Below are 23,933 nucleotides of genomic sequence, written 5' to 3' on the forward strand. Positions count from 1 at the left end.
TCGACGGAGGCGCGCACCGGCGGGGATCGGTCCTGACGGGGACGCCGGCGCGGGGCGCAGCGTGTTGGATGGGGCTGTGACAATCCCCCGACCGCACCGCGTCGACCTGCTCATCGCCGCCGGCGGCCTGGCCTGCGGGTTGGTGCTGTGGGGTTTCGGCATCGTCAACCGGACCGACGCGCTGATCGAGACGCGCTGGGCGCCCCTGGTCCCCCTCTTGGTGATCACCGCGGCGGAGACGGTGCGTCGCGTCCTGCCGCAGACCGCCCTGGTCGCCGGCACCCTCGCCATCGTGGCGAACGAGTTCACCCACGGCACCCTCGCGACCGTCCTGATGTTCACGGACGTCGTCTACGCCGCCGTGGTGTACGGGTCCCCCGCGTCCGCCCGCCGCATCCCGTACTCGACCGGCCTGATCAGCGTCGGCGTCACGATCGGCCTTCTCGTCTGGTGGCAGAACGCCGTCGCCCTGCTGATCGGCGTGGTCACGGGCATGGTCGCGTTCCTGCCCGCCATGACCGGCGCAGTCGTGCGCAACCACCGGGAGGCCGCCGAGGCCGCCCGGCTGCGCGCCGAGCAGACCGCGCTGCTCGCGGAGATGGACCGCAGCCAGGCCGTGGTGGCCGAGCGGGCCCGGATGGCCCGGGAGCTGCACGACATGGTCGCCAACCACCTGTCCGCGATCGCCATCCACTCCACCGCCGCGCTCTCCCTGGACGACGCGGCCACCACGAACCAGGCGCTGACCGTGATCCGGGAGAACAGCGTGGCGGGTCTTGCGGAGATGCGCCGGCTGATCGGGCTGCTGCGGGACAGCAGCGGCGACGCCGAGCCCGCCGCGGCGCCCACCCTGGCCGGCCTCGACGCGCTGGTCGAGCAGGCCAGGACGAACGGGGCCTCCAGCGGGCTGACGTTCACGATCGACGACACCCGGGGCGAGGACGACGAGCCGCTGCCGGCCCCGGTCGAGCTCGCCGCGTACCGGATCGTGCAGGAGTCGCTGACGAACGCGCTCAAGCACGCCCCGGCCGGCCCGGTCACGGTCTTCCTGGCGCGTGACGCGCGCACGCTGACCGTCCGGGTCGCCAGCCCGTTCGGGGACCGGCCGGGCCCGCGCGCGCCCGGCTCGGGGGCCGGACTGGTCGGCATGCGGGAGCGGGTCGCGCTGCTCGGCGGGGAGTTCGAGGCCGGGCCGGTCACCGCGGCGGACGGCACGAAGATCTGGCAGGTGCGGGCCGGGCTGCCCGCCGAGGAGAGGATGTCGGACGGATGACGATCCGGGTGCTGGTCGCGGAGGACCAGAGCGCGGTACGGGCGGGCCTGGTACTGATCCTGGGGAGCACGCCGGACATCGAGGTGGTCGGCGAGGCAGCGGACGGCGAGCGGGCCGTCGCGCTGGCCCGTGAACTGCGACCGGACCTGGTCCTGATGGACGTCCAGATGCCGCGGATGGACGGGGTGACGGCGACCCGGCACGTGGTCTCCGAGGGGCTCGCCGACGTCCTGGTCCTGACCACCTTCGACCTGGACGAGTACGTCTTCGGGGCGCTGCGGGCCGGCGCGGCGGGCTTCCTGCTGAAGAACACCGACGCGAAGGACCTGATCGAGGCGGTACGGACGGTGGCCCGCGGCGAGGGCCTGATCGCGCCGGCGGTGACCCGCCGGCTCATCGCGGAGTTCGCCGCACCGACCCCCGTACGGGCGGCCGGTGGGCCGGATCCTTCGGTGCTCGACGTGCTGACCCCGCGGGAGCGTGAGGTGTTGTCCTGCCTCGGCCAGGGGCTGTCGAACGCGCAGATCGCCGAGTCCCTGCGGATGGCGGAGGCGACGGTGAAGACGCACGTCAGCAAGGTGCTGGGGAAGCTGGAGCTGCGCAGCCGGGTCCAAGCGGCGGTGCTCGCACAGGAGTTGGGAGTCTGACCGGATCCTGAATCTCCCACTCCGACGTTGGTCTGGACCTCTTGACGATTGGTCCAGACCTTCCTACGCTCGCGGCGCGCGCAGTTCTACGGACCACCCCCACCTTGTCCGTCCGCAACTTGAGGAGCACCGTTGAGCACTCAAGCACCGCCGCGCAGAACAGGGTTCAGACACCGTGCCGCCGCCGGTCTGACCGCCCTGATCCTGCCTCTGGCCGCCATGGTCGGCCTCGCCTCCCCCGCCGAGGCGGCCACCTCCGCCACCGCCACGTACACCAAGGTCTCCGACTGGGGCACCGGCTTCGAGGGCAAGTGGACGGTGAAGAACACCGGCACCACCACGCTCTCGTCCTGGACCGTCGAGTGGGACTACCCCTCCGGCACCGCCGTCACCTCCGCCTGGGACGCCACCGTCACCAGCTCCGGCACCCACTGGACCGCCAAGAACGTCGGCTGGAACGGCACCCTCGCCCCCGGCGCGTCCGTCTCCTTCGGCTTCAACGGCACCGGCTCCGGCGCCCCCAGCGGCTGCAAGGTCAACGGAGGCTCCTGCGACGGCGGTTCGCAGCCCGGCGACGCCCCGCCGTCGGCCCCCGGCGCCCCGGCCGCCTCCAATGTCACCGACACCTCGGTCAAGCTGACCTGGACCGCCGCCACCGACGACAAGGGCATCAAGAACTACGACGTCAAGCGGGACGGCGCCACGATCGCCACGGTCACCGGACTCACGTACACCAACACCGGACTGACCGCCGGCACCGACTACAGCTACACGGTCGTCGCCCGTGACACCGCCGACCAGACCGGCCCGGCCAGCGGCGCCACCCCCGTCCGCACCACCGGCGGCGGCGGGGGCAATCCGAACCCCGGCGGCACGGTCAAGATGGGCTACTTCACCAACTGGGGCGTCTACGGCCGCAACTACCACGTGAAGAACCTGGTCACCTCCGGTTCCGCCGCGAAGATCACGCACATCAACTACGCCTTCGGCAACGTCTCCGGCGGCAAGTGCACCATCGGCGACTCCTACGCCGACTACGACAAGGCGTACACCGCCGACCAGTCCGTCGACGGCGTCGCCGACACCTGGGACCAGCCGCTGCGCGGCAACTTCAACCAGCTGCGCAAGCTGAAGAAGGCGTACCCGAACATCAAGGTGATCTGGTCCTTCGGCGGCTGGACCTGGTCCGGCGGCTTCGGCCAGGCCGTGGCGAACCCGGCCGCGTTCGCGCAGTCCTGCTACGACCTCGTGGAGGACCCGCGCTGGGCCGACGTCTTCGACGGCATCGACCTGGACTGGGAGTACCCCAACGCCTGCGGTCTGTCCTGCGACACCAGCGGCCCGGCCGCGTTCAAGAACATGATGTCGGCGATGCGCGCCAAGTTCGGCAGCAGCGCCCTGGTCACCGCGGCCGTCACCGCCGACGCCTCCTCCGGCGGCAAGATCGACGCCACCGACTACGCAGGCGCCGCGCAGTACATGAACTGGTTCAACGTCATGACGTACGACTTCTTCGGCGCCTGGGCGGCGCAGGGCCCGACGGCCCCGCACTCCCCGCTGACCTCGTACACCGGCATCCCGCAGGCGGGCTTCAACTCCGCCGAGGCGATCGCCAAGTACAAGGCGAAGGGCGTCCCGTCGAACAAGCTGCTGCTCGGCATCGGCTTCTACGGCCGCGGCTGGACCGGCGTCACCCAGGCCGCGCCCGGCGGCACGGCGACCGGCCCGGCGGCCGGCACGTACGAGCAGGGCATCGAGGACTACAAGGTCCTCAAGAACACCTGCCCGGCCACCGGCACCGTCGCGGGCACCGCGTACGCGAAGTGCGGCAGCAACTGGTGGAGCTACGACACCCCGGCCACCGTCACGTCCAAGATGGGCTGGGCGAAGAACCAGGGCCTGGGCGGCGCGTTCTTCTGGGAGTTCAGCGGCGACACCGCCAACGGCGAGCTGGTCGGCGCCATCAACACGGGCCTGAACTAGGCCCCGGTGCGGCGGGGGCGGCGCAGCACGCCGTCCCCGTCGTACGCCACCTCGTGCATGACCACCCGGCAGTCGTCGCCGAGCACGGCCACGGACACCAGGCAGTCCCCGGACACCGGGACGTCGTACAGCCGCACCGGCGGGTGCGGCTGTTCGCGTTCCGCCCAGCCGAGCAACGCGGCGGGCGCGTCCGGAGCGCTCACCGTGAGCAGGGCCGGGTCGACGCTCAGTCCGTCCCCGGTCGCCTTGAGCACCGCTTCCTTCCGCGTCCAGTACCGGGTGAAGCCGCGCGTCCGCTCGCCCTCCGGCAGCAGGTCGTACGCGGCCCGCTCCTCGGCCGAGAGCACCATGAGCGGGGCCTCGCCGGGCCGGGTGAGCTGCTCGACGTCCACGCCGACCGGTCCCGTGTACGTCAACGCCACCGCCACCCGGTCCCCCGAGTGCGACAGCGACAGATGGAGCGGGGAGTCCGGCAGCCGGGGCTTGCCGTGGCCGCCGGAGGTGCAGTGCCGGCACACGGCGGTGAAGGCCAGTTCCGCCGGGTCGCGGTCCAGCTCGGCACCGACCAGCTCGCGCAGCAGCGCGTGCGCGGTGAGGTAGAGGGCCCGCGGGTCGTCCCGCAGGAAGGCCTCGTACCGGGCCCGCTCCCCCGCGTCGAGCAGCTTCAGCAACGCCGGCGCGGCGGCGGAGCGCACGGAAACGGCCCGGGCGGTCCACACATGGCACTCACCGGGCCGTACGACGGCTAACGCTGCACTCACGCGACGTTCACCCTCCCCCAGACTTCGTGCAGGGGGAGAGACCCCCTTTTCAAGCGACATTGACTCGCTGTCCGGGCGGCGCGGCCTCCAGCCAGGCCAGGAATCCGGTCAGCGCGTCCTCGCTCATCGCCAGCTCCAGGCGGGTCCCCTGATGGAGACAGCCGAGCACGACGGCGTCGGACAGCAGCGCCAGCTCCTCCTCGCCCTCCGGCATCCGGCGGGCCAGCACCTCGATGGCCGAGCGCTCCAGGATCCGGCGCGGCCGGGGCGCGTACGAGAAGACACGGAACCAGGCGATCCGGTCACCGCTGTAACGCGCGACGCCGTACACCCAGCCCTTGCCGGACAGGTCCGGCTCCTCGGGAACGTTCCAGCGCAGCGAACAGTCGAAGGTGCCGCCCGAGCGCTGGATCAGTCTCCGGCGCAAGCCGAAGACAAAGAGCCCGATCACCACCAGTGCGACGACCAGGCCGCCCACAAGCAGAGCGAGGAACATCTCCACCGACCTCCTCGCATCGTCCCGTAAGCGAATACAACAACCTGTATCTGCATCGCCTCAGCCGCGGTACGGCCCGGATCATTCCCAGGCGTACCGCGGCTGAGGGCACAACTCTCGGTGCGGTCCGCTAGCGGACACTCACCGCGCGCAGCCGGACGTCGGCGCGACGCTCGGCGGCCGCGTCCTCGTCCGACTTGGCACGCTCCAGCGCGCGCTCGGCGCGCTGGGCGTCGATCTCGTCCGCCAGCTCGGCGATCTCCGCGAGCAGAGACAGCTTGTCGTCGGCGAACGAGATGAATCCGCCGTGCACGGCCGCGACGACGGTCGCGCCCTCGCTCGTACGGATGGTCACCGGGCCCGACTCCAGCACACCGAGCAGCGGCTGGTGGCCGGGCATGACGCCGATGTCGCCGGAGGTGGTACGCGCGATGACCAGGGTGGCCTCGCCGGACCAGACACTCCGGTCCGCGGCGACCAGCTCGACGTGCAGCTCAGCAGCCAAGGGTGGCTCCTCGGGTCACCACCCGGCTGTGGCGCCGGGTGTTGGGTCAAAGTCTAGTCGGGCGTCCCGCGCCGAGGCGCGGGAGCCCGCAACCCCGGGGGTGAACCCGGGGGTACCGCAGGTGGCGTTCCGAGGGGGCGGGGCGGACCCGCCCCCTCGGACGAGCACGAGGCTCAGGAGACGCCGAGCTCCTTGGCGTTCTTCTTGAGGTCCTCGAGACCACCACACATGAAGAAGGCCTGCTCCGGGAAGTGGTCGAACTCGCCGTCGCAGATCGCGTTGAACGCGGCGATCGACTCGTCCAGCGGAACGTCCGAACCGTCCACACCGGTGAACTGCTTCGCCGCGTGGGTGTTCTGGGACAGGAAGCGCTCGACACGACGCGCGCGGTGCACGACGAGCTTGTCTTCCTCGCTGAGCTCGTCGATACCGAGGATCGCGATGATGTCCTGGAGGTCCTTGTACTTCTGCAGGATGCCCTTGACGCGCATGGCGGCGTCGTAGTGGTCCTGCGCGATGTAGCGCGGGTCCAGGATCCGGGACGTGGAGTCCAGCGGGTCCACGGCCGGGTAGATGCCCTTCTCGGAGATCGGACGGGAGAGAACCGTCGTCGCGTCGAGGTGGGCGAAGGTGGTCGCCGGCGCCGGGTCGGTGAGGTCGTCGGCGGGGACGTAGATCGCCTGCATCGAGGTGATCGAGTGACCACGGGTCGAGGTGATGCGCTCCTGCAGGATGCCCATCTCGTCCGCGAGGTTCGGCTGGTAACCCACGGCGGAGGGCATGCGGCCCAGCAGCGTGGAGACCTCGGAACCGGCCTGGGTGAAGCGGAAGATGTTGTCGATGAAGAACAGCACGTCCTGCTTCTGCACATCGCGGAAGTACTCCGCCATGGTCAGACCGGCCAGGGCGACGCGCAGACGGGTGCCCGGGGGCTCGTCCATCTGGCCGAAGACCAGCGCGGTCTTGTCGAGAACGCCGGCCTCCTCCATCTCGACCATGAGGTCGTTGCCCTCACGGGTACGCTCACCGACGCCCGCGAAGACCGACACACCCTCGTGCAGCTTCGCCACACGCATGATCATTTCCTGGATCAGAACGGTCTTGCCGACACCGGCACCACCGAACAGACCGATCTTTCCACCCTTGACGTACGGGGTGAGAAGGTCGACGACCTTCAGGCCGGTCTCGAACATCTCGGTCTTGGACTCGAGCTGGTCGAAGGCCGGGGCCTTGCGGTGGATGCCCCAGCGCTCGGCGTCCGCGACCGTGGCCGGGTCCTCGTTGAGGACCTCGCCCAGGGTGTTGAACACCTTGCCCTTGGTGACGTCGCCGACCGGGACCGAGATCGAGGAACCCGTGTCGGTCACCGGGGCCTGGCGGACCAGACCGTCGGTGGGCTGCATCGAGATGGCGCGGACGATGCCGTCACCGAGGTGCTGCGCGACCTCGAGGGTCAGCGTCTTCGTCGCGCCCTCCTCGGTCGGGTCCGGCACGTCGACGTTCAGCGCGTTGTAGATCTCCGGCATCGCGTCGACGGGGAACTCCACGTCGACGACCGGGCCGATGACCCGGGCGACGCGGCCCGTGGCGGCGGCCGTCTCAACAGTGGTCGTCATTACTTGTCACTCCCCGCGGTCGCGTCGGCCAGGGCTGCGGTGCCACCGACGATCTCGCTGATTTCCTGGGTGATTTCGGCCTGTCGGGCCGCGTTGGCAAGTCGGGAGAGGTTCGTGATGAGCTCTCCCGCGTTGTCGGTGGCCGACTTCATCGCGCGGCGCGTGGCGGCGTGCTTGGAAGCAGCCGACTGGAGCAGCGCGTTGTAGATCCGGCTCTCGACGTAGCGCGGCAGAAGGGCGTCGAGGACGTCCTCCGCCGACGGCTCGAAGTCGTACAGCGGACGCAGCGCGTCGGCGTCGCCCGCCTCCTTCGCCACCTCGTCGAGGCTGAGGGGCAGCAGCCGGGCCTCGACCGCCGTCTGCGTCATCATCGAGACGAACTCGGTGTAGACGATGTGGAGTTCGTCCACGCCGCCCTCGGCCGAGTCCTTCTCGATCGCCTCGATCAGCGGCGCCGCGACCTTCTTGGCGTCCGCGTACTCCGGCTGGTCCGTGAAACCGGTCCACGAGTCGGCGAGCTTGCGCTCACGGAAGTTGTAGTGCGCGATGCCGCGGCGGCCGACGACGTAGATGTCGACCTCGCGTCCCTCGCTCTCCAGCTTCCTCGTCAGCTGCTCCGCCGCCTTGATGGCGTTGGAGTTGAAGGCGCCGGCCAGACCGCGGTCGCTCGAGAGGAGCAGGACCGCGGCGCGGGTCGGGTTCTCAGCCTCGTTGGTCAGCGGGTGCTTGTCGCTCGCACCCGTGGCCACCGCCGTCACCGCACGGGTGAGCTCGGTCGCGTACGGAGTCGACGCCTGTACCTTGCGCTGCGCCTTGACGACACGCGAGGCGGCGATCATCTCCATCGCCTTGGTGATCTTCTTCGTCGCGGTGACGGATTTGATGCGACGCTTGTAGACCCGGAGCTGCGCTCCCATGAGTCAGGTCCCTTCCGTCGTCACTTCGAGACGTTGACGGCGGCAGCGTCCTCGCCGAGCAGCTTGCCGTCAGACGTCTCGAACTGCTTCTTGAACTCCGCGATGGCGTCGCCGACGGCCTGCAGCGTGTCGTCCGACATCTTGCCGCCCTCACGGATGGAGGTCATGAGACCCGAGTTGTTCTGGCGGAGGTACGCCAGCAGCTCGGCCTCGAAGCGACGGATGTCGACGACCGGGACGTCGTCCATCTTGCCGGTGGTGCCGGCCCAGATGGAGACGACCTGGTTCTCGGTCGGCATCGGCTGGTACTGAGCCTGCTTCAGCAGCTCGACCATGCGCTGACCGCGCTCCAGCTGCGCCTTCGAGGCCGCGTCCAGGTCGGAACCGAAGGCGGCGAAGGCCTCCAGCTCACGGAACTGGGCGAGGTCCACACGGAGGCGACCGGAGATCTGCTTCATCGCCTTGTGCTGGGCGGAGCCACCGACACGGGAGACGGAGATACCGACGTTCAGGGCCGGGCGCTGGCCGGCGTTGAACAGGTCGGACTCCAGGAAGCACTGGCCGTCGGTGATGGAGATGACGTTGGTCGGGATGAACGCCGAGACGTCGTTGGCCTTGGTCTCGACGATCGGCAGACCGGTCATCGAGCCGGCACCGAGGTCGTCCGACAGCTTCGCGCAACGCTCGAGGAGACGCGAGTGCAGGTAGAAGACGTCACCCGGGTAGGCCTCACGGCCCGGCGGGCGGCGCAGCAGCAGCGACACGGCGCGGTAGGCGTCGGCCTGCTTCGACAGGTCGTCGAAGACGATCAGGACGTGCTTGCCCTGGTACATCCAGTGCTGACCGATGGCGGAACCGGTGTACGGCGCCAGGTACTTGAAGCCGGCCGGGTCGGACGCCGGGGCGGCGACGATCGTCGTGTACTCGAGCGCACCGGCCTCCTCCAGGGCGCCGCGCACGGACGCGATGGTGGAGCCCTTCTGGCCGACGGCGACGTAGATGCAGCGGACCTGCTTCTCCGGGTCGCCCGAGCGCCAGTTGTCACGCTGGTTGATGATCGTGTCGATGCACAGCGCGGTCTTGCCGGTCTGACGGTCACCGATGATCAGCTGACGCTGACCACGGCCGACCGGGGTCATGGCGTCGACGGCCTTGTAGCCCGTCTCCATCGGCTCGTGGACCGACTTGCGCTGCATGACGCCGGGCGCCTGCAGCTCGAGGGCGCGGCGGCCCTCGGTCGCGATCTCGCCGAGACCGTCGATCGGGTTGCCGAGCGGGTCGACGACGCGACCCAGGTATCCCTCACCGACGCCGACGGAGAGGACCTCGCCGGTGCGCTGCACCGACTGCCCCTCCTCGATGCCGCTGAACTCGCCGAGGACGATCGCACCGATCTCGCGCTCCTCGAGGTTGAGGGCGAGACCGAGGGTGCCGTCCTCGAACTTCAGCAGCTCGTTCGCCATGGCCGAGGGAAGACCCTCGATCTTCGCGATACCGTCGCCGGCCAGGCTGACCGTGCCGACCTCCTCGCGCGAGGCCGCGTCCGGCTGGTACGACTGGACGAAGTTCTCCAGCGCGTCCCGGATCTCCTCCGGCCGGATCGTGAGCTCCGCCATCTGGGTTCCCTGCTCTCCTTGTTGGGCCCGAAGTTTTCTTGGGGGTCTGGGGGCCGACCCCCAGGAATCTTCTGCAATGTGCACGGCCCAACCGGGCCGCTGGTGATGCTTGTTGAGTTGGGTGGCTGCTGCCGTCAGCCGGCCAGTCGGCGGGTCGCCTCGGCGAGGCGGTCCGCGATCGTGCCGTCGATGACCTCGTCGCCCACCCGCACCGAGATCCCGCCGAGGACCGTCGGGTCCACGTCCAGGTTCAGGTGCATCTGGCGGCCGTACAGCTTGGCGAGTACGGCGCCGAGGCGCTGCTTCTGCTGGTCGGACAGCGGCACCGCGGAGGTGACGACCGCGACCATGCGGTCCCGGCGCGCCGCGGCCAGGTGGGACAGGGAGTCGAGTCCCTGTTCCAGGCTACGTCCACGCGGCTGGGTCACGAGTCGGACGATCAGTCGCTCGGTGGTGACGTTCGCCTTGCCGCCGAGCAGGCTGCGCAGCAGCTCGCCCTTGGCGGAGGCGGTGGCCGCCTTGTCCGTCAGCGCCGAGCGGAGCTCGGGGCTGGAGGTGACGATCCGGCCGAACCGGAACAGCTCGTCCTCGACGTCGTCCAGCGCGCCGGCCTGCTGCGCCGCGGTGAGGTCGGCGATGTTCGCCAGCTCCTCCACGGCGTCGACCAGGTCGCGGGACTGGGACCAGCGGGAACGCACCATGCCGGACACCAGGTCGACGGTCGTGCCGCCCACCTGACCGTTGAGCAGTCGCTGCGCGAGCTCGGCCTTCGCCTCGCCGGCCTGGGCCGGGTCGGTGAGGACCCGACGCAGCGACACCTCACGGTGGAGCAGCGTGGTGACGGCGGCCAGCTCGTCGGCGAGCGTCGTCGCGTTCACGGACGTGTTGTCCGTCAGCGCGTCGAGGGCCTCGCGTGCGGCGGCCAGTGCCTCGCGGCTCGCTCCATTCATCGGACGGCCTCGACCTTCTCCTCGAGCTCGTCGAGGAAGCGGTCGATCGTGCGGCTCTGGCGGGCGGTGTCCTCGAGGGACTCGCCGACCAGCTTGCCGGCCAGGTCGGTGGCGAGCTTGCCCACGTCCTGACGCAGCGCCGCGGACGCCGCCTTGCGGTCGGCCTCGATCTGGGCGTGACCGGCCGCGATGATCTCCTCGCGCTGCCGCTGGCCTTCCGCCTTCATCTCCTGGATGAGAGCGGTGCCCTGCTCCGTCGCCTCCTGGCGAAGACGCGCAGCCTCGTGGCGGGCCTCGGCGAGCTGGGCCTTGTACTGCTCCAGCACGCTCTGGGCCTCGATCTGGGCCGACTCGGCCTTCTCGATGCCACCCTCGATGGCCTCGCGGCGCTCGTCCAGAACCTTGTTGATGTTCGGGAGGAGCTTCTTGGCGAGGAAGCCGAAGACGATGACGAAGGCGATCAGGCCGATGACGAGCTCGTCAAGATGCGGAATCAGAGGAGGCTGGGGCTCCTCCGCCTGCGCAAGAAGCAGGGCGTTCACATCAGTGCCTTCCGTAAAAAGGTTCGGGCTGTCGGTCCGGGCTTACTGGTAGACGAAGCCCATGACGATGCCGATGAGGGCGAGCGCCTCACAGAAGGCGAAGCCCATGATCTGGTTGGTGCGGATCAGACCGGCGGCCTCGGGCTGGCGGGCGAGCGCCTGCGTGCCGTTACCGAAGATGATGCCGACGCCGACGCCGGGGCCGATCGCGGCGAGGCCGTAACCGATCGAGGCGACGTTGCCGACGACGTTGGTCTTGGCGCTGCCACCTTCGGCGGCGAGGTTGATCATGTCGAGAGCAGCGGACATGCCGTTACTTCCTTCTCTGTTCAATGACCCGATGGGGGTTGGCCACCGGACGACTGCTGGTTTCGGGGGTGAAGCTGCTGGGCCGGGGCCGGCTCAGTGGTGCTCGGCGAGCGCGCCCTGGATGTAGCTGCAGGACAGGAGGACGAAGACGTACGCCTGGACAGCCTGGATGAAGAGCTCGAACGCGGTCATGATGATGACCATCGCGAAGGAGGCGCCGGCGTAGACGAAGCCGAGGCCGTTCATCAGGTAGTACGTGGCGAGCGAGAACATCACGATGAGCAGGTGACCGGCGAACATGTTCGCGAACAGTCGGACCGCGTGCGTGAAGGGCCGGATCAGCATGTTCGAGAGGAACTCGAGAACCACGATGAGCGGCAGGATCGGGCCGAGCGACTTGTCGTAGCCGGTGATGTTCTTCCAGCCGCCCACGAAGCCGTGCTTCCGGAAGGTGAGCGAGACCCAGAGGATGTACACGATCAGGGCGAGACCGGCCGGGAAGGCGATCAGCGAGGTGACCGGGAACTGGGCGAGCGGGATGATGGACCAGAGGTTCATGATCCACACGAAGAAGAACAGCGACACCATGAAGGGGACGTACTTCTCGCCGTCCTTCTTGCCGATGATGTCGTAGACGATGCCGCGGCGCACGAAGTCGTAACCGGCCTCGCCGACCATCTGCATCTTGCCCGGGATCAGCTTGGGCTTGTTGAAAGCGGCCCAGAAGAACCCGACGACCACGATGGAGCCGAGGACGGCGAGCAGCATCGGCTTGGTGATCTCGATGCCGGCCACCGTGCCGATGGGCTCGTACATGAACGTGTGCAGGCCCGGCGCCGGGAAGCCACATCCAGAGAAGATGTGGCAATCCGGGTCGAAGGCAAGCGTCTGGTCAGCACTCACCGCGGGCTCCTTCAGCGTGGCGCATAGGTACGGCAACCTCGTTGTGTCGGCGCGGCACGCAGCCGCGGGTCGGCACTGGACTGGTCTTACGGATAAGGGGGCGGCGGTTCGGCTTCGAGCCTCGCGCTGGGACAGGCGTCAGCTCGGATGCCCGCGCCCGCAGTGCCGCAGTTGGCACCGGACGATAGCAGGAAGCCGAACACGGCTTTATCCCGGCCCTACTCCTCACGACGACGACCCCGAGTTCTTGGGGTCGACGTAAAGGATCTTGGCCTTCATGTAGGCACGGGCCTGCGCGGCGATCCAGATGATGGTCACGCCGAGCAGGGTGAAGGCGAAAGCCTTGAAGTCGAACCACGTGGTGTTCTTGAGCAGCGCCATCACCACGAAGAGCAGCAGCAGCTGGGCCGTGTAGAGCAGCAGCCCCATGGCCTGGAACAGGTGCGGCAGCGACTTGGCCGTCTTCTGGAGCACCACCATCCCGATTCCCATGAAGAGGATGACGAGCGCGGTGCCCAGGACGGCGCCGATCGCACCCTCTCCGCCGGCGACCACTCCGCTGATGACCGTGGCGATGGCGCCGGCGGCCGCTGCGGGAATGGCGGCGGACAGAAGGATGCGTGCGTCGTTGGACGGCATGGCGGTGTCTCCGCTTGCTGGTGGGGGCGATGGTGTCGTCAGGGACGAGCGTAAGCCCGGTCCGAGGTGGGTCTCGGGGCCAACGAACCGTCGCACTACGGTCCTTCGGCACTGTCGCCGGGTCTCGTGAACGGTATCACAAACTATTTGATGAGGTCTTTACCCGCACGTGTGCCGACTGTCACACATGAGAGTGACCGCGCGCGTGTGTGCGCGACAGCGGGGCCCTTTGTCTGGTATTGACCCCGCCTGCGGTTTTCGTCAACTCGGCGTTCCGGCCTTACGCCGATCCGTGAAGCGCGAACGGTGGCCGATGGCGGTAGCGCCGTTGACCCCGGCCGGCACCGGAACGCGCTCCTCCGCCGGAGTCTCGGCTTCCACCGGGTGGACCTCGGCGGCACCGGCGACGGCCGGAACGGCCTCCTCCGTACGGCCGCGGCGGCGGTAGCGCGGCGGCACGAACGACTCCGCCCACCGCGGGGCGCGCGGCGTGAACCGCGGCAGCAGGAGCAGCACCAGACCGATCGCGCTGAGCGCGACGATGACCATCACGATCCACCCCGACGCCGAGTGCACCGAGTACGCGAGCGTCCCGAAGGCGATCAGCCCGGACCAGAAGTACATGATCAGGACGGCCCGGCTGTGCGAGTGCCCGATCTCCAGGAGCCGGTGGTGCAGGTGGCCGCGGTCCGCCGCGAACGGCGACTGGCCGTTCCAGGTCCGGCGGACGATCGCCAGGATCAGGTCCGCCATCGGGATCGCGATGATGGTCAGCGGCAGCACCAGCGGGATGAAGACGGGCAGCGCCGCGTGGGTGGCCTGCCGGGTCGAACCCTCGAAGATCTTCAGCGCGTCCGGGTCGACCTGACCGGTGATGGAGATCGCGGAGGCGGCGAGGATCAGGCCGATCAGCATCGAGCCGGAGTCGCCCATGAAGATCCGCGCCGGGTGCATGTTGTGCGGCAGGAAGCCAAGGCACATGCCCATGAGGATCGCGGCGAACAGCGTCGCGGGGGCGGCGGCCTCGATCGTGTAGCCGTACCAGATCCGGTACGCGTACAGGAAGAACGCGGCGGCGGCGATGCAGACCATGCCGGCGGCGAGGCCGTCCAGGCCGTCCACGAAGTTCACCGCGTTGATGGTGAGCACCACCAGGGCGACGGTCAGCAGGGTGCCCTGCCACTGCGTGAGGGCGACCGTGCCGACGCCGGGGATGGGCAGCCACAGGATCGTCAGACCCTGCATGACCATCACGCCGGCGGAGATCATCTGCGCGCCCAGCTTGATCAGCGCGTCCAGTTCGAACTTGTCGTCCAGGACGCCGATCAGCCAGATCAGGGCGGCGCCGGAGAGCAGCGCGCGGGGCTCGTTGGAGAGCTCGAAGACACTGCTGAGGTTCGCCAGGTGGCTCGCGACCAGCAGGCCCGCGCACAGGCCGAAGAACATGGCGATGCCACCGAGCCGCGGTGTCGGTTCTCGGTGTACGTCGCGTGCGCGGATCTCCGGCATCGCCCCGGTCGCGATGGCGAACTTCCGCACCGGACCGGTCAGCAGATAGGTCACCGCGGCCGTGACACAGAGCGTCAGCAGGTAATCACGCACGGGCTGCCCCACAGGAATCGCTGGCCATCTCAGCCCCACACCCTAGCCGTGCCACCCATGTGGTTGAGGACATACGGTCCGCGCGAACGGTTCCCGGGGGGTGCCGAAGACGGCCGACTACCGGCCATACGGGGGAAATCGACCGGCCAGATCGCGTACTTCCGCACGTACCCGAGCCGTACGTTCCGGATCTTCGTCGAGGGCGAGCGTGAACAACATCGCGATCCGCGCCATCTCGGCCGGGCCCATGCCCTGGGTGGTGACGGCGGCGGTGCCGAGCCGGATGCCGCGGCCGTCGCCGTACGGCAGGGCGCAGGTGTCCAGGACCAGACCGGCGGCGGCGAGACGGGCCCGCGCGGTGGGGCCGTCGACGCCCAGCGGCGCCGGGTCGGCGGTGATGAGGTGGGTGTCGGTGCCGCCCGTGGTGACCGCGAAGCCCTCCGCGGCGAGCGCGGCGGCGAGCACCTGGGCGTGTTCCACCACCTGATGGGCGTACGCGGTGAACGCCGGCGTTGCCGCCTCCCCGAAGGCGACGGCCTTGGCCGCGATCGTGTGCATCTGCGCGCCGCCCTGGGTGAACGGGAAGACGGCCCGGTCGATCCGCTCGGCGAGCTCGGAGCCGCACAGGATCATCCCGCCGCGCGGTCCGCGCAGCACCTTGTGCGTGGTGGCGCAGACCACGTCGGCGTACGGCACGGGGCTCGGCGCCGCGCCCCCGGCGACCAGGCCCATGGGGTGGGCCGCGTCGGCGATGAGGTACGCCCCGACCTCGTCGGCGATCTCCCGGAACAGCGCGTAGTCGACGTGCCGGGGGTAGGAGATCGAGCCGCAGACGATCGCCTTCGGGCGGCGGCCGCGGGCGAGCTCGCGGACCTGCTCGTAGTCGATGAGCCCGCTGTCGGGTTCGACGCCGTACGGCACGAAGTCGAACCAGCGGCCGGAGAAGTTCGCCGGTGAGCCGTGGGTGAGGTGGCCGCCGTACGGCAGCCCCATGGCGAGCACGGTGTCGCCGGGGCGCAGCAGGGCAGCGTACGCGGCGAGCACGGCGGAGGAGCCGGAGTGCGGCTGCACGTTGGCGTGCTCGGCGCCGAAGAGCGCGGTGGCGCGGTCCACGGCGATCCGCTCGGCGGCGTCGACGTACTCGCAGCCGCCGTGGTGGCGGGCGCCGGGGTAGCCCTCGGCGTACTTGTTGGCCAGCGGGGAGCCGAGCGCGGCGAGGACGGCGGGCGAGGTGAAGTTCTCGGCGGCGATCAGCTGCAGCGAGTCCTGCTGCCGGCGGACCTCCCCGAGCATCACGTCGGCGATCTCCGGGTCCTGCCTGCGCAGGACGTCGAGATCCGGACCGTACGAGGAAACAGGCACGTCTGCGGGGAGGGCGGTGACCGGCATCTGTGGCTCCAGGCGTGGGCTGGGCTTCAGATCCAATGTAGGCACGTACGGACGTGTTTGCCCGATGTTCCCCCCGATTTCTCCGCCGTCCGTGGCCCACCCTGACCCACACGGGCCACCCGGCTCACCGCTTGGCGGACACCCCGGTCAGCGCCGTCACCACCGGGTCCCGATCCCCGACGCGCCCCTCGCACCGCTCGGCCCCGAGGGGCCTCCCAGGCTTCGAGCCGCTGCGCCGGCCTCCGGCCGCCGAGCCGGGCTCAGCGCTTCGCCGCAACGCCCGTCAGCGCCGTCACGACCGGGTCCAAGGCGTCATTGATCTCCTCGCCCACCGAGCGGAAGAACGTGATCGGGGCCCCGTACGGGTCCCGATCCCCGACGCGCCCCTCGCACCGCTCGGCCCCGAGGGGCCTCCCAGGCTTCGAGCCGCTGCGCCGGCCTCCGGCCGCCGAGCCGGGCTCAGCGCTTCGCCGCAACGCCCGTCAGCGCCGTCACGACCGGGTCCAAAGCGTCATTGATCTCCTCGCCCACCGAGCGGAAGAACGTGATCGGGGCCCCGTACGGGTCCCGATCCCCGACGCGCCCCTCGCACCGCTCGGCCCCGAGGGGCCTCCCAGGCTTCGAGCCGCTGCGCCGGCCTCCGGCCGCCGAGTCGGGCTCAGCGCTTCGCCGCAACGCCCGTCAGCGCCGTCACGACCGGGTCCAAAGCGTCATTGATCTCCTCACCCACCGAGCGGAAGAACGTGATCGGGGCCCCGTACGGGTCGTTGACCTCGTCGGCCTCGGGGTTGGGGGCCAGGAGCCACCCGCGTAGAGCGGCGGCGGCGCGGACCAGGGCGCGTGCGCGTTCGACCATGCCGTCGCCCAGCGGGTCCGGCAGCGTTGCCGGGTCTATGGCGCGGACGAGGCGGGTGAACTCCTTCAGGGTGAAGGTGCGCAGGCCCGCCGAGTGGCCCATGGAGATGACCTGGGCGCGGTGGTCGCGGGTGGCCGTGAGGACCAGGTCCGCGCGGATGACGTGCTCGTCGAGGAGCTCGCGGCCCACGAAGCCCGTCGCGTCCGCGCCGAAGTCGGCGAGGACCAGCTCCGCGTTGGCCTCCATCGGGGCGCCCTCGTGGCCCCAGGTACCCGCGCTCTCCACGATCAGGCCGCCGCCCCGCGGGTCGCCGAGCCGGTCGCACAGGGCATGCCGGGTCAGCCGCTCGGTGATCGGCGAGCGGCAGACGTTGCCGGTGCTGACGTGGAGGATGCGGAAGGAACTGCTCTCGGGTCCCGCTATGCCACGCCCCTCAGGGGCGGTCAACTGGCCACCTCGAGGTCGGGTACGACCTTGCGCAGCTCGTCCGCGTCGAGCGCGCCGGCCCGCAGCAGCACCGGGACGTTGCCGGTGACGTCGACGATCGACGACGGCACGATGCCGGGCGTCGGACCGCCGTCCAGGTACACGGAGACGGAGTCGCCGAGCATCTCCTGGGCCGCGTCGCAGTCCTCGGGCGACGGGTGCCCCGTCAGGTTCGCGGAGGAGACCGCCATCGGGCCGACCTCGGTGAGCAGCTCGATCGCGACCGGGTGCAGCGGCATCCGGATCGCGACGGTGCCGCGGGTGTCGCCGAGGTCCCACTGGAGCGACGGCTGGTGCCGCGCGACGAGCGTCAGCGCACCCGGCCAGAACGCGTCGACGAGCTCCCAGGCCTGCTCGGAGAAGTCCGTGACGAGGCCGTGGAGCGTGTTCGGGGAGCCGATGAGCACGGGCGTGGGCATGTTGCGGCCGCGCCCCTTCGCCGCGAGCAGGTCGGCGACCGCCTCCGAGCTGAAGGCGTCCGCGCCGATGCCGTACACGGTGTCGGTAGGCAGCACGACCAGCTCGCCCCGGCGGACGGCGGACGCGGCCTCGCGCAGCCCGGTCGCACGGTCGGTCGCCTCGTTGCAGTCGTATCGCCGTGCCATCAGTCGTGGGCCCCTTCGTACACGTGCTTGGTCATGGCATTGCCTTGCGTGCGGTCGCGAAGCGCGGCCGGTTGTTCAGGTCGGGGTGGTCGGCGGCGTCGACCCAGCCGGCCTCCTCGTTGAAGATCCACGGCACCTGGCCGCCCTGGGTGTCGGCGTGCTCGACGACGACCAGTCCCCCGGGCCGCAGCAGCCGGTGCGCGGTGCGCTCCAGGCCGCGGATGAAGTCGAGGCCGTCCTCGCCGGAGAAGAGCGCCATCTCCGGGTCGTGGTCGCGGGCCTCGGGCGCGACGTACTCCCACTCGGTGAGCGGGATGTACGGCGGGTTGGAGACGACCAGGTCGACCTGGCCGTCGAGCTCCGGAAGCGCGGCCAGGGCGTCGCCCTCGTGCAGCTCGACGCGGGAGCCCTCGACGTTCTTCCTGGTCCACGCCAGCGCGTCCTCGGACAGCTCCACGGCGTGCACGCGCGAGCGCGGCACCTCCTGCGCAAGCGCGAGCGCGATCGCGCCGGAACCGGTGCACAGGTCGACGATCAGCGGTTCGACGACGTCCATGGCGCGTACGGCGTCTATGGCCCAGCCGACGACCGACTCGGTCTCGGGACGGGGCACGAAGACGCCGGGCCCGACCTGGAGCTCCAGGTACCGGAAGAAGGCCCGCCCGGTGATGTGCTGGAGGGGTTCGCGCGCCTCGCGGCGGGCGATCGCCTCCCAGTACCGGGCGTCGAAGTCGGCGTCCTTGACCGTGTGCAGCTCCCCCCGCTTGACGCCGTGCACGAACGCGGCGAGTTCCTCCGCGTCGAAACGCGGCGAGGGGACGCCGGCGTCGGCCAGCCGCTGGGTGGCCTGGGCCACTTCGGCAAGCAGCAGACTGCGGGGGCCTGGGGGTCGCCCCCCAGAAGGTGACTGCACGCTGGTCCTCCGGGCTGGGTGGTACGAAGCGGGGCTCAGGCCGCGGCCAGCTTGGCCGCCGAGTCGGCGTCGACGCAGGCCTGGATGACGGCGTCCAGCTCTCCGTCGAGCACCTGGTCCAAGTTGTACGCCTTGAAGCCGACGCGGTGGTCCGAGATGCGGTTCTCCGGGAAGTTGTACGTCCGGATCTTCTCGGAGCGGTCGACGGTGCGCACCTGGCTGCGGCGCGCGTCCGCGGCCTCGGCCTCGGCCTTCTCCTGCGCCGCGGCGAGCAGCCGGGAGCGGAGGATGCGCATGGCCTGCTCCTTGTTCTGGAGCTGGCTCTTCTCGTTCTGGCAGGAGGCGACGATGCCGGTCGGCAGGTGCGTGATGCGGACCGCGGAGTCGGTGGTGTTGACGGACTGGCCGCCGGGACCGGACGAGCGGTACACGTCGATGCGCAGGTCGTTGGCGTGGATCTCGACGTCGATCTCCTCGGCCTCCGGGGTCACGAGGACACCGGCGGCGGAGGTGTGGATGCGGCCCTGCGACTCGGTGGCCGGCACGCGCTGCACGCGGTGCACGCCGCCCTCGTACTTCAGCCGGGCCCAGACGCCCTGGCCGGGCTCGGTCGCGCCGTTGCCGCCCTTGGTCTTGACGGCGACCTGGACGTCCTTGTAGCCGCCGAGCTCGGACTCCGTGGAGTCGATGATCTCGGTCTTCCAGCCGATCCGCTCGGCGTAGCGCAGGTACATCCGCAGCAGGTCGCCGGCGAACAGAGCGGACTCGTCGCCGCCCGCGCCCGCCTTGATCTCCAGGATGACGTCCTTGTCGTCGCTGGGGTCGCGCGGGACCAGGAGCAGCCGCAGCTTGTCGGTCAGCTCCTCGCGCTGCTTCTCCAGCTCCTTCACCTCGGCGGCGAAGTCGGGGTCGTCGTGCGCCAGCTCGCGGGCGGTCTCGATGTCGTCACCGGTCTGCTTCCAGGAGCGGTAGGTGCCGACGATCGGGGTCAGCTCGGCGTAGCGCTTGTTCAGCTTGCGCGCGTTGGCCTGATCTGCGTGGACCGAAGGGTCGGCGAGCTTCTTCTCGAGGTCGGCGTGCTCGCCGACCAGTTCCTCGACCGCCTCGAACATCGGGGGCTCCTGGGTTTTCGTAAGTTGCTACGGGGACGGCAAAGCGCCGGTCCCGGCCGCCCCACGCCGGGGCAGCCGAGGACCGGCGCAGTGGCTCGCTACTTCTTGGCGGAGCCGGCAGCCTTGCCGAAGCGGGCCTCGAAGCGGGCCACACGGCCGCCGGTGTCGAGGATCTTCTGCTTGCCCGTGTAGAACGGGTGGCACTCGGAGCAGACCTCGGCACGGATGGTGCCCTCGGTGAGGGTGCTACGGGTGGTGAACGACGCGCCGCAGGTGCAGCTGACCTGGGTCTCGACGTACTCGGGGTGGATGTCGCGCTTCAAGGTGTCTCCTAGTTTCGGGAGGGCTCCGGGTCGCAGGCGCGGGGTGCGCATGCGTGAACCGGGGCCGACGTACCAGTCTGCCAGGACCGGCCGCATCTCCCAAAACCGGGGGGTGGCCGAATCTATTCCGTACCGACCCGGCTACCGCACCACGCCGTCGGCCTGCCCCTTCGCGGCGTCCTTCGTCGCGGAGGCGGGGATCGGAAGGTCGGCCCTGAGGGCCGTCCAGACCTGCTGTCCGGCCTGTTCCAGCGGGACGACGCGGTTCGGGTCCGTCCTGTCGTACTCGACCGGCAGCGTGATCATCTGGACGTCCTCGGCACCGAGCTTGCTCAGCCCCTTGGCGAAGCCCATGAGCTCGTCCACGGAGTCCAGCTCGGAGTCCGGCGTGATCGCCTTGGTGGCGGTGTCGGCGAGGTCGACGAGCTTCTTCGGGTTGGTGAGGACGCCGACGTCCTTGACCTGGTCGATGAAGGCCTTGATGAACGCCTGCTGGAGCTGGATCCGGCCCAGGTCGCTGCCGTCGCCGACGCTCTTGCGGGTGCGGACCAGGCCGAGCGACTGCTCGCCGTCGAGGGTGTGCGTGCCGGGCTCCAGGTCGAGGTGACTCTTGCTGTCCCTGATGGCCTTGGTGGTGGTGATCTCCACGCCGCCGAGCTCGTCGATCAGTTTCTTGAAGCCGGTGAAGTCGACCTCGATGTAGTGGTCCATGCGGATGCCGGACAGCGACTCGACGGTCTTCACCGCGCAGGCCGGGCCGCCGACCTCGTACGCGGTGTTGAACATGGCCCGGTCCTCACCGGCCACGCGCTTCCCTTTGGCGTCGGTGCAGTCGGGGCGCTCGACGAGGGTGTCGCGCGGGACGGAGACCACGGAGGCGGTCCTGTGGCCCTCGTAGACGTGGACGACCATCGCGGTGTCCGAGCGGGCGGTGCCCTCGTCGCGGCCGTAGTCGCCGTTGTCGCCGGAGCGGGAGTCCGAGCCGAGGACGAGGATGTCCATGGAGCCGTTGTCGACGTTCTCGGGGCGGTCGGTGCCGAGCTGGGCGTTGATGTCGACGCCCTGCAGGTTGCCGTTGAGCTTGAAGTAGACGTAGCCGAGTCCGGTGCCGCCGAGCGCGACGAGCGCGGCCGCGCCCCAGGCGACGGCGGTCACCGCGCGGCGGCCCTTGGTGGGCTGCCTGCGGCGGCGCCCGGAGCCGGATATTCGGCCGCTCTTGCTCTGCTCGGTCATGGTCTTCCTCGGGACGATGGAGCCCTGCACGTCACCTTCTGTGACGGCAAGGCACCCAAAAGGGTTGCATGTGTCCCTGTGAGGTTTCGGTGAGCGACCGATGTGAAAGCGCCGGAGACGCACTGTGCCCACCGTGCGATGCACGGTGGGCACAGTGGTCTTTCCGCAGGTCACGGGCTGATCACGGGGATTGAAGACCGTGATCGTCCGGTTGTGACCAAGATCTCCGGAATCTGTCGGATCTAGCCGAAGAGGGTGTACGACTTCCAGCCGGTGCCGACACGGACCCGGTTGGCCGTCACGAACGGGGTCGTCGCCGAGCCGGAGCTCTTGTACGCCCAGAGGTAACCGTTCGCGTCGCGGACGAGGAAGTCGGCGTGACCGTCACCCGTGATGTCACCGGTGGTGGCGTACGCGGTGAAGTTCCAGCCGCTGCCGACCTGGACGCGGGCCGAGAACGGCCAGCTCGGGTTGCCGGTGCCCTTGTAGACCCAGAGCCGGGCCGAGCTGTCGCGGGCCAGCAGGTCCGGACGGCCGTCGCCGGTGAAGTCGCCCTTGCCGTAGACCTGGTAGCTGCCCCAGCCGACACCGATCTTGACCTTGGTGCCGAAGGTGCCGTTGCCGCGGCCCGGCCACAGGTAGAGCGTGCCGCCCGAGTCGCTGGCCGTCAGGTCGGGGTGACCGTCGGCGGTCAGGTCGCCGGCGACCGCGAGGTTGCGGTAGCCGGACCAGCCGGTGCCGACGCGGCGGTCGAGCCACTGCTCGGTCGCGACGTCGTAGCTGAAGACCCAGAGCTCTCCGTTGGTCTTCCGGTAGAGGAAGTCCTGGAAGTCGTCCCGGTTCAGGTCCGACTGGCGCACCAGGTTGGCGTCCCGCCAGTCGCCCCACGAGGCGGGGTTGGTGAGCGAGGTGCCGGTCGAGTGGTAGCCGAAGCCTTCGCCCAGCGAGTTGCGGGCGAACAGGTCCGCCTTGTCGTCGAAGTTGAGGTTGGCGTCGTCGATCCGGTGGTTGATCGGACCGGCGTACGTCGCCGTCTTCGCGAACACGCTGCGCGCGCCGGTGGCGACGCAGTCCTTCACGCCCCACGACACGACACCCGCGATGCGCCCGTTGACGACGAGCGGGCCGCCCGAGTCGCCGTTGCACGGCGAGACCGTGCCGGCGTCCTGGCCGGTGGCCGCGTTGCCCGCGCAGAGCATCGCGCCCGGAACGAACTCGGAGCCGTACGCGCCGGTGCACGTCGCGTCCGACTGGACCGGGATGGTCGCCTTCTTCAGCGTCGGCGAGATGTCCTCGTTGAGCGAGGTGGTGCGGCCCCAGCCGTACACGGTGCCGGGCGTGCCCGCCGCGTACGAGGCGCCGTACTGGGCCGGCTGGATCGGCTTGTACGGCAGCGGCGACCCGAGGGTGAGCACCGCGACATCGCCCTTGAGGGTGGTGTCCGAGTACCCGGGGTTGCGCCACTGGCGCCAGACGCCGACGGTCGTGCCCTCACCGCTGGTGAAGAGCTTCGAGGTGCCGCCGGTGACGGTGCCGTTCTTGTTCCAGTCGAGGCCGTCCACGCAGTGCGCGGCGGTCAGGACCTTGGCCGGCGAGACGAGCGTGCCGCCGCAGAAGAAGCCGATGTCATCGGCCGAGTCCGCGGTGCCACGGTCGTCGAAGTAGTACAGCTGCACCATCCACGGGGCCTCCGTGATGGTGGCGTCGACGCCCCCGATGATCTTCGGGTCGATCGTCGACGAGCCCGGGGCGGACGACTCCGCCGCCTTCGGGGACTCCTGGGTGCCGGCCTCGGCGCCCTCCTTCTCGGCCTTGGCCTTGAGGACGGCCTTCGCGCCGTCGACCCGGGCCTGCAGCTCGGCGGCCGAATCCTGGGCCGGGCGCTCGACACCGGTGTGCCGCGGCGCCTCGTCCGCCTGGGCCGGTACGGCCGTCAGGCCCGCGCCACCCAGCGCGAGCGCGGCCGCGGCCGCTGGAAGGGCCACGCGGGCCCTCCGGTGAGCAGAAGTCACGCAGTTCTCCTATCGATGTGTCGCACACGTCAGGAGAGAAGAATCGAGTGACCCCACTGCGTCGGGGCATGACGGTGTCAGGGCATGACGGCGTGATGCCTCAATGGGCACATCCGGAAATGTGTTCCCCCCCCACGTGCGACCCGCCGATCGTACAATGCTGGACCGCCCCCGTCACCGGAGTAACGGGGGCGGTCTCATACCTCGTCAGAACGGCCCGAAAGGGCGTCCGAGGCGCTGTCGGG

Annotated in this window: 23 protein-coding genes and 2 pseudogenes; 3 read left to right on the top strand and 22 right to left on the bottom strand. The window is 69.8% G+C overall.

Going from position 1 to position 23,933, the window contains the following annotated elements; translation table 11 throughout:
• Positions 1–76 precede the first annotated feature (76 nt).
• From R2D22_RS11795 to R2D22_RS11805, 3 genes are all read left to right on the top strand, one after another.
• On the top strand, positions 77–1,273 hold the full coding sequence (locus R2D22_RS11795) for a sensor histidine kinase (protein WP_318103051.1): 1,197 nt from the start codon (positions 77–79) through the stop codon (positions 1,271–1,273).
• Positions 1,270–1,920 carry a response regulator transcription factor gene (locus tag R2D22_RS11800; RefSeq protein WP_318103052.1) on the top strand — a complete coding sequence of 217 codons (651 nt, stop codon included), beginning with the start codon at positions 1,270–1,272 and terminating at the stop codon, positions 1,918–1,920. The genes R2D22_RS11795 and R2D22_RS11800 overlap by 4 nt, the downstream gene beginning before the upstream one ends.
• Positions 1,921–2,052: 132 nt before the next feature.
• Positions 2,053–3,903, top strand: coding sequence for a glycoside hydrolase family 18 chitinase (locus R2D22_RS11805; protein ID WP_411977009.1), 1,851 nt, complete (start codon positions 2,053–2,055; stop codon positions 3,901–3,903).
• On the opposite strand, the gene R2D22_RS11810 is transcribed toward R2D22_RS11805, so the two are convergent.
• From R2D22_RS11810 to R2D22_RS11915, 22 genes and pseudogenes are all read right to left on the bottom strand, one after another.
• Entirely contained in the window at positions 3,900–4,664 is a 765-nt protein-coding gene (locus tag R2D22_RS11810; protein ID WP_318103053.1) for a 4'-phosphopantetheinyl transferase family protein, read from the bottom strand. The genes R2D22_RS11805 and R2D22_RS11810 overlap by 4 nt on opposite strands.
• A 49-nt stretch (positions 4,665–4,713) precedes the next feature.
• The gene (locus R2D22_RS11815; RefSeq protein WP_318103054.1) at positions 4,714–5,160 is read right to left on the bottom strand and encodes a DUF2550 domain-containing protein; all 447 of its coding nucleotides are present in this window, start codon (positions 5,158–5,160) and stop codon (positions 4,714–4,716) included.
• A gap of 130 nt (positions 5,161–5,290) precedes the next feature.
• Positions 5,291–5,665, bottom strand: a complete 375-nt coding sequence (locus R2D22_RS11820; protein WP_318103055.1) for a F0F1 ATP synthase subunit epsilon — start codon at positions 5,663–5,665, stop codon at positions 5,291–5,293.
• A 173-nt stretch (positions 5,666–5,838) separates the two neighbouring features.
• Positions 5,839–7,281: a F0F1 ATP synthase subunit beta gene (atpD, locus tag R2D22_RS11825; protein WP_318103056.1), complete on the bottom strand. Its 1,443-nt coding sequence runs from the start codon at positions 7,279–7,281 to the stop codon at positions 5,839–5,841.
• Positions 7,281–8,198 (bottom strand): F0F1 ATP synthase subunit gamma, encoded by a 918-nt coding sequence (locus tag R2D22_RS11830; protein WP_318103057.1) that lies wholly within the window; start codon positions 8,196–8,198, stop codon positions 7,281–7,283. Before R2D22_RS11830 ends, atpD begins: the two co-directional genes overlap by 1 nt.
• Positions 8,199–8,218: 20 nt before the next feature.
• Positions 8,219–9,814 (bottom strand): F0F1 ATP synthase subunit alpha, encoded by a 1,596-nt coding sequence (atpA, locus tag R2D22_RS11835; RefSeq protein ID WP_318103058.1) that lies wholly within the window; start codon positions 9,812–9,814, stop codon positions 8,219–8,221.
• Positions 9,815–9,948: 134 nt separating this feature from the next.
• Positions 9,949–10,764 (bottom strand): F0F1 ATP synthase subunit delta, encoded by an 816-nt coding sequence (locus R2D22_RS11840; RefSeq protein ID WP_318103059.1) that lies wholly within the window; start codon positions 10,762–10,764, stop codon positions 9,949–9,951.
• Positions 10,761–11,306: a F0F1 ATP synthase subunit B gene (locus R2D22_RS11845; RefSeq protein ID WP_318103060.1), complete on the bottom strand. Its 546-nt coding sequence runs from the start codon at positions 11,304–11,306 to the stop codon at positions 10,761–10,763. The genes R2D22_RS11840 and R2D22_RS11845 overlap by 4 nt, the downstream gene beginning before the upstream one ends.
• A 42-nt stretch (positions 11,307–11,348) precedes the next feature.
• Positions 11,349–11,615 (bottom strand): ATP synthase F0 subunit C, encoded by a 267-nt coding sequence (gene atpE, locus R2D22_RS11850; protein ID WP_024761915.1) that lies wholly within the window; start codon positions 11,613–11,615, stop codon positions 11,349–11,351.
• A gap of 93 nt (positions 11,616–11,708) precedes the next feature.
• Complete coding sequence (atpB, locus tag R2D22_RS11855) at positions 11,709–12,518, bottom strand: F0F1 ATP synthase subunit A (protein ID WP_318103061.1); 810 nt, start codon at positions 12,516–12,518, stop codon at positions 11,709–11,711.
• A gap of 225 nt (positions 12,519–12,743) precedes the next feature.
• Positions 12,744–13,157 carry a Cg1360 family ATP-synthase-associated protein gene (locus R2D22_RS11860; protein WP_318103062.1) on the bottom strand — a complete coding sequence of 138 codons (414 nt, stop codon included), beginning with the start codon at positions 13,155–13,157 and terminating at the stop codon, positions 12,744–12,746.
• 261 nt (positions 13,158–13,418) lie between these two features.
• Complete coding sequence (locus R2D22_RS11865; RefSeq protein ID WP_318103063.1) at positions 13,419–14,759, bottom strand: MraY family glycosyltransferase; 1,341 nt, start codon at positions 14,757–14,759, stop codon at positions 13,419–13,421.
• A 117-nt stretch (positions 14,760–14,876) separates the two neighbouring features.
• Positions 14,877–16,148, bottom strand: coding sequence for a serine hydroxymethyltransferase (locus tag R2D22_RS11870; RefSeq protein ID WP_318103064.1), 1,272 nt, complete (start codon positions 16,146–16,148; stop codon positions 14,877–14,879).
• A 260-nt stretch (positions 16,149–16,408) separates the two neighbouring features.
• Positions 16,409–16,516: pseudogene (locus R2D22_RS11875) on the bottom strand (protein-tyrosine-phosphatase); the annotation flags it as partial.
• Positions 16,517–16,607: 91 nt separating this feature from the next.
• Positions 16,608–16,715 (bottom strand): annotated as a pseudogene (locus R2D22_RS11880) (protein-tyrosine-phosphatase); the annotation flags it as partial.
• Positions 16,716–16,806: 91 nt separating this feature from the next.
• Positions 16,807–17,451 (bottom strand): arsenate reductase/protein-tyrosine-phosphatase family protein, encoded by a 645-nt coding sequence (locus tag R2D22_RS11885; RefSeq protein ID WP_318103065.1) that lies wholly within the window; start codon positions 17,449–17,451, stop codon positions 16,807–16,809.
• Positions 17,448–18,095 (bottom strand): L-threonylcarbamoyladenylate synthase, encoded by a 648-nt coding sequence (locus R2D22_RS11890; RefSeq protein WP_318103066.1) that lies wholly within the window; start codon positions 18,093–18,095, stop codon positions 17,448–17,450. Before R2D22_RS11890 ends, R2D22_RS11885 begins: the two co-directional genes overlap by 4 nt.
• 31 nt (positions 18,096–18,126) lie before the next feature.
• The gene (gene prmC / locus R2D22_RS11895) at positions 18,127–19,008 is read right to left on the bottom strand and encodes a peptide chain release factor N(5)-glutamine methyltransferase (protein WP_318103067.1); all 882 of its coding nucleotides are present in this window, start codon (positions 19,006–19,008) and stop codon (positions 18,127–18,129) included.
• A gap of 35 nt (positions 19,009–19,043) precedes the next feature.
• On the bottom strand, positions 19,044–20,120 hold the full coding sequence (prfA, locus tag R2D22_RS11900) for a peptide chain release factor 1 (protein WP_318103068.1): 1,077 nt from the start codon (positions 20,118–20,120) through the stop codon (positions 19,044–19,046).
• Between the two features lie 98 nt (positions 20,121–20,218).
• Complete coding sequence (gene rpmE, locus R2D22_RS11905; RefSeq protein WP_318103069.1) at positions 20,219–20,443, bottom strand: 50S ribosomal protein L31; 225 nt, start codon at positions 20,441–20,443, stop codon at positions 20,219–20,221.
• A gap of 141 nt (positions 20,444–20,584) precedes the next feature.
• Positions 20,585–21,676 carry an LCP family protein gene (locus tag R2D22_RS11910; protein WP_318103070.1) on the bottom strand — a complete coding sequence of 364 codons (1,092 nt, stop codon included), beginning with the start codon at positions 21,674–21,676 and terminating at the stop codon, positions 20,585–20,587.
• Between the two features lie 242 nt (positions 21,677–21,918).
• Positions 21,919–23,661, bottom strand: a complete 1,743-nt coding sequence (locus tag R2D22_RS11915) for a trypsin-like serine protease (RefSeq protein WP_318103071.1) — start codon at positions 23,659–23,661, stop codon at positions 21,919–21,921.
• Between the last annotated feature and the right edge of the window lie 272 nt (positions 23,662–23,933).

Source organism: Streptomyces sp. HUAS YS2 (assembly GCF_033343995.1).
GTDB classification, from domain to species: Bacteria; Actinomycetota; Actinomycetes; order Streptomycetales; family Streptomycetaceae; genus Streptomyces; species Streptomyces solicathayae.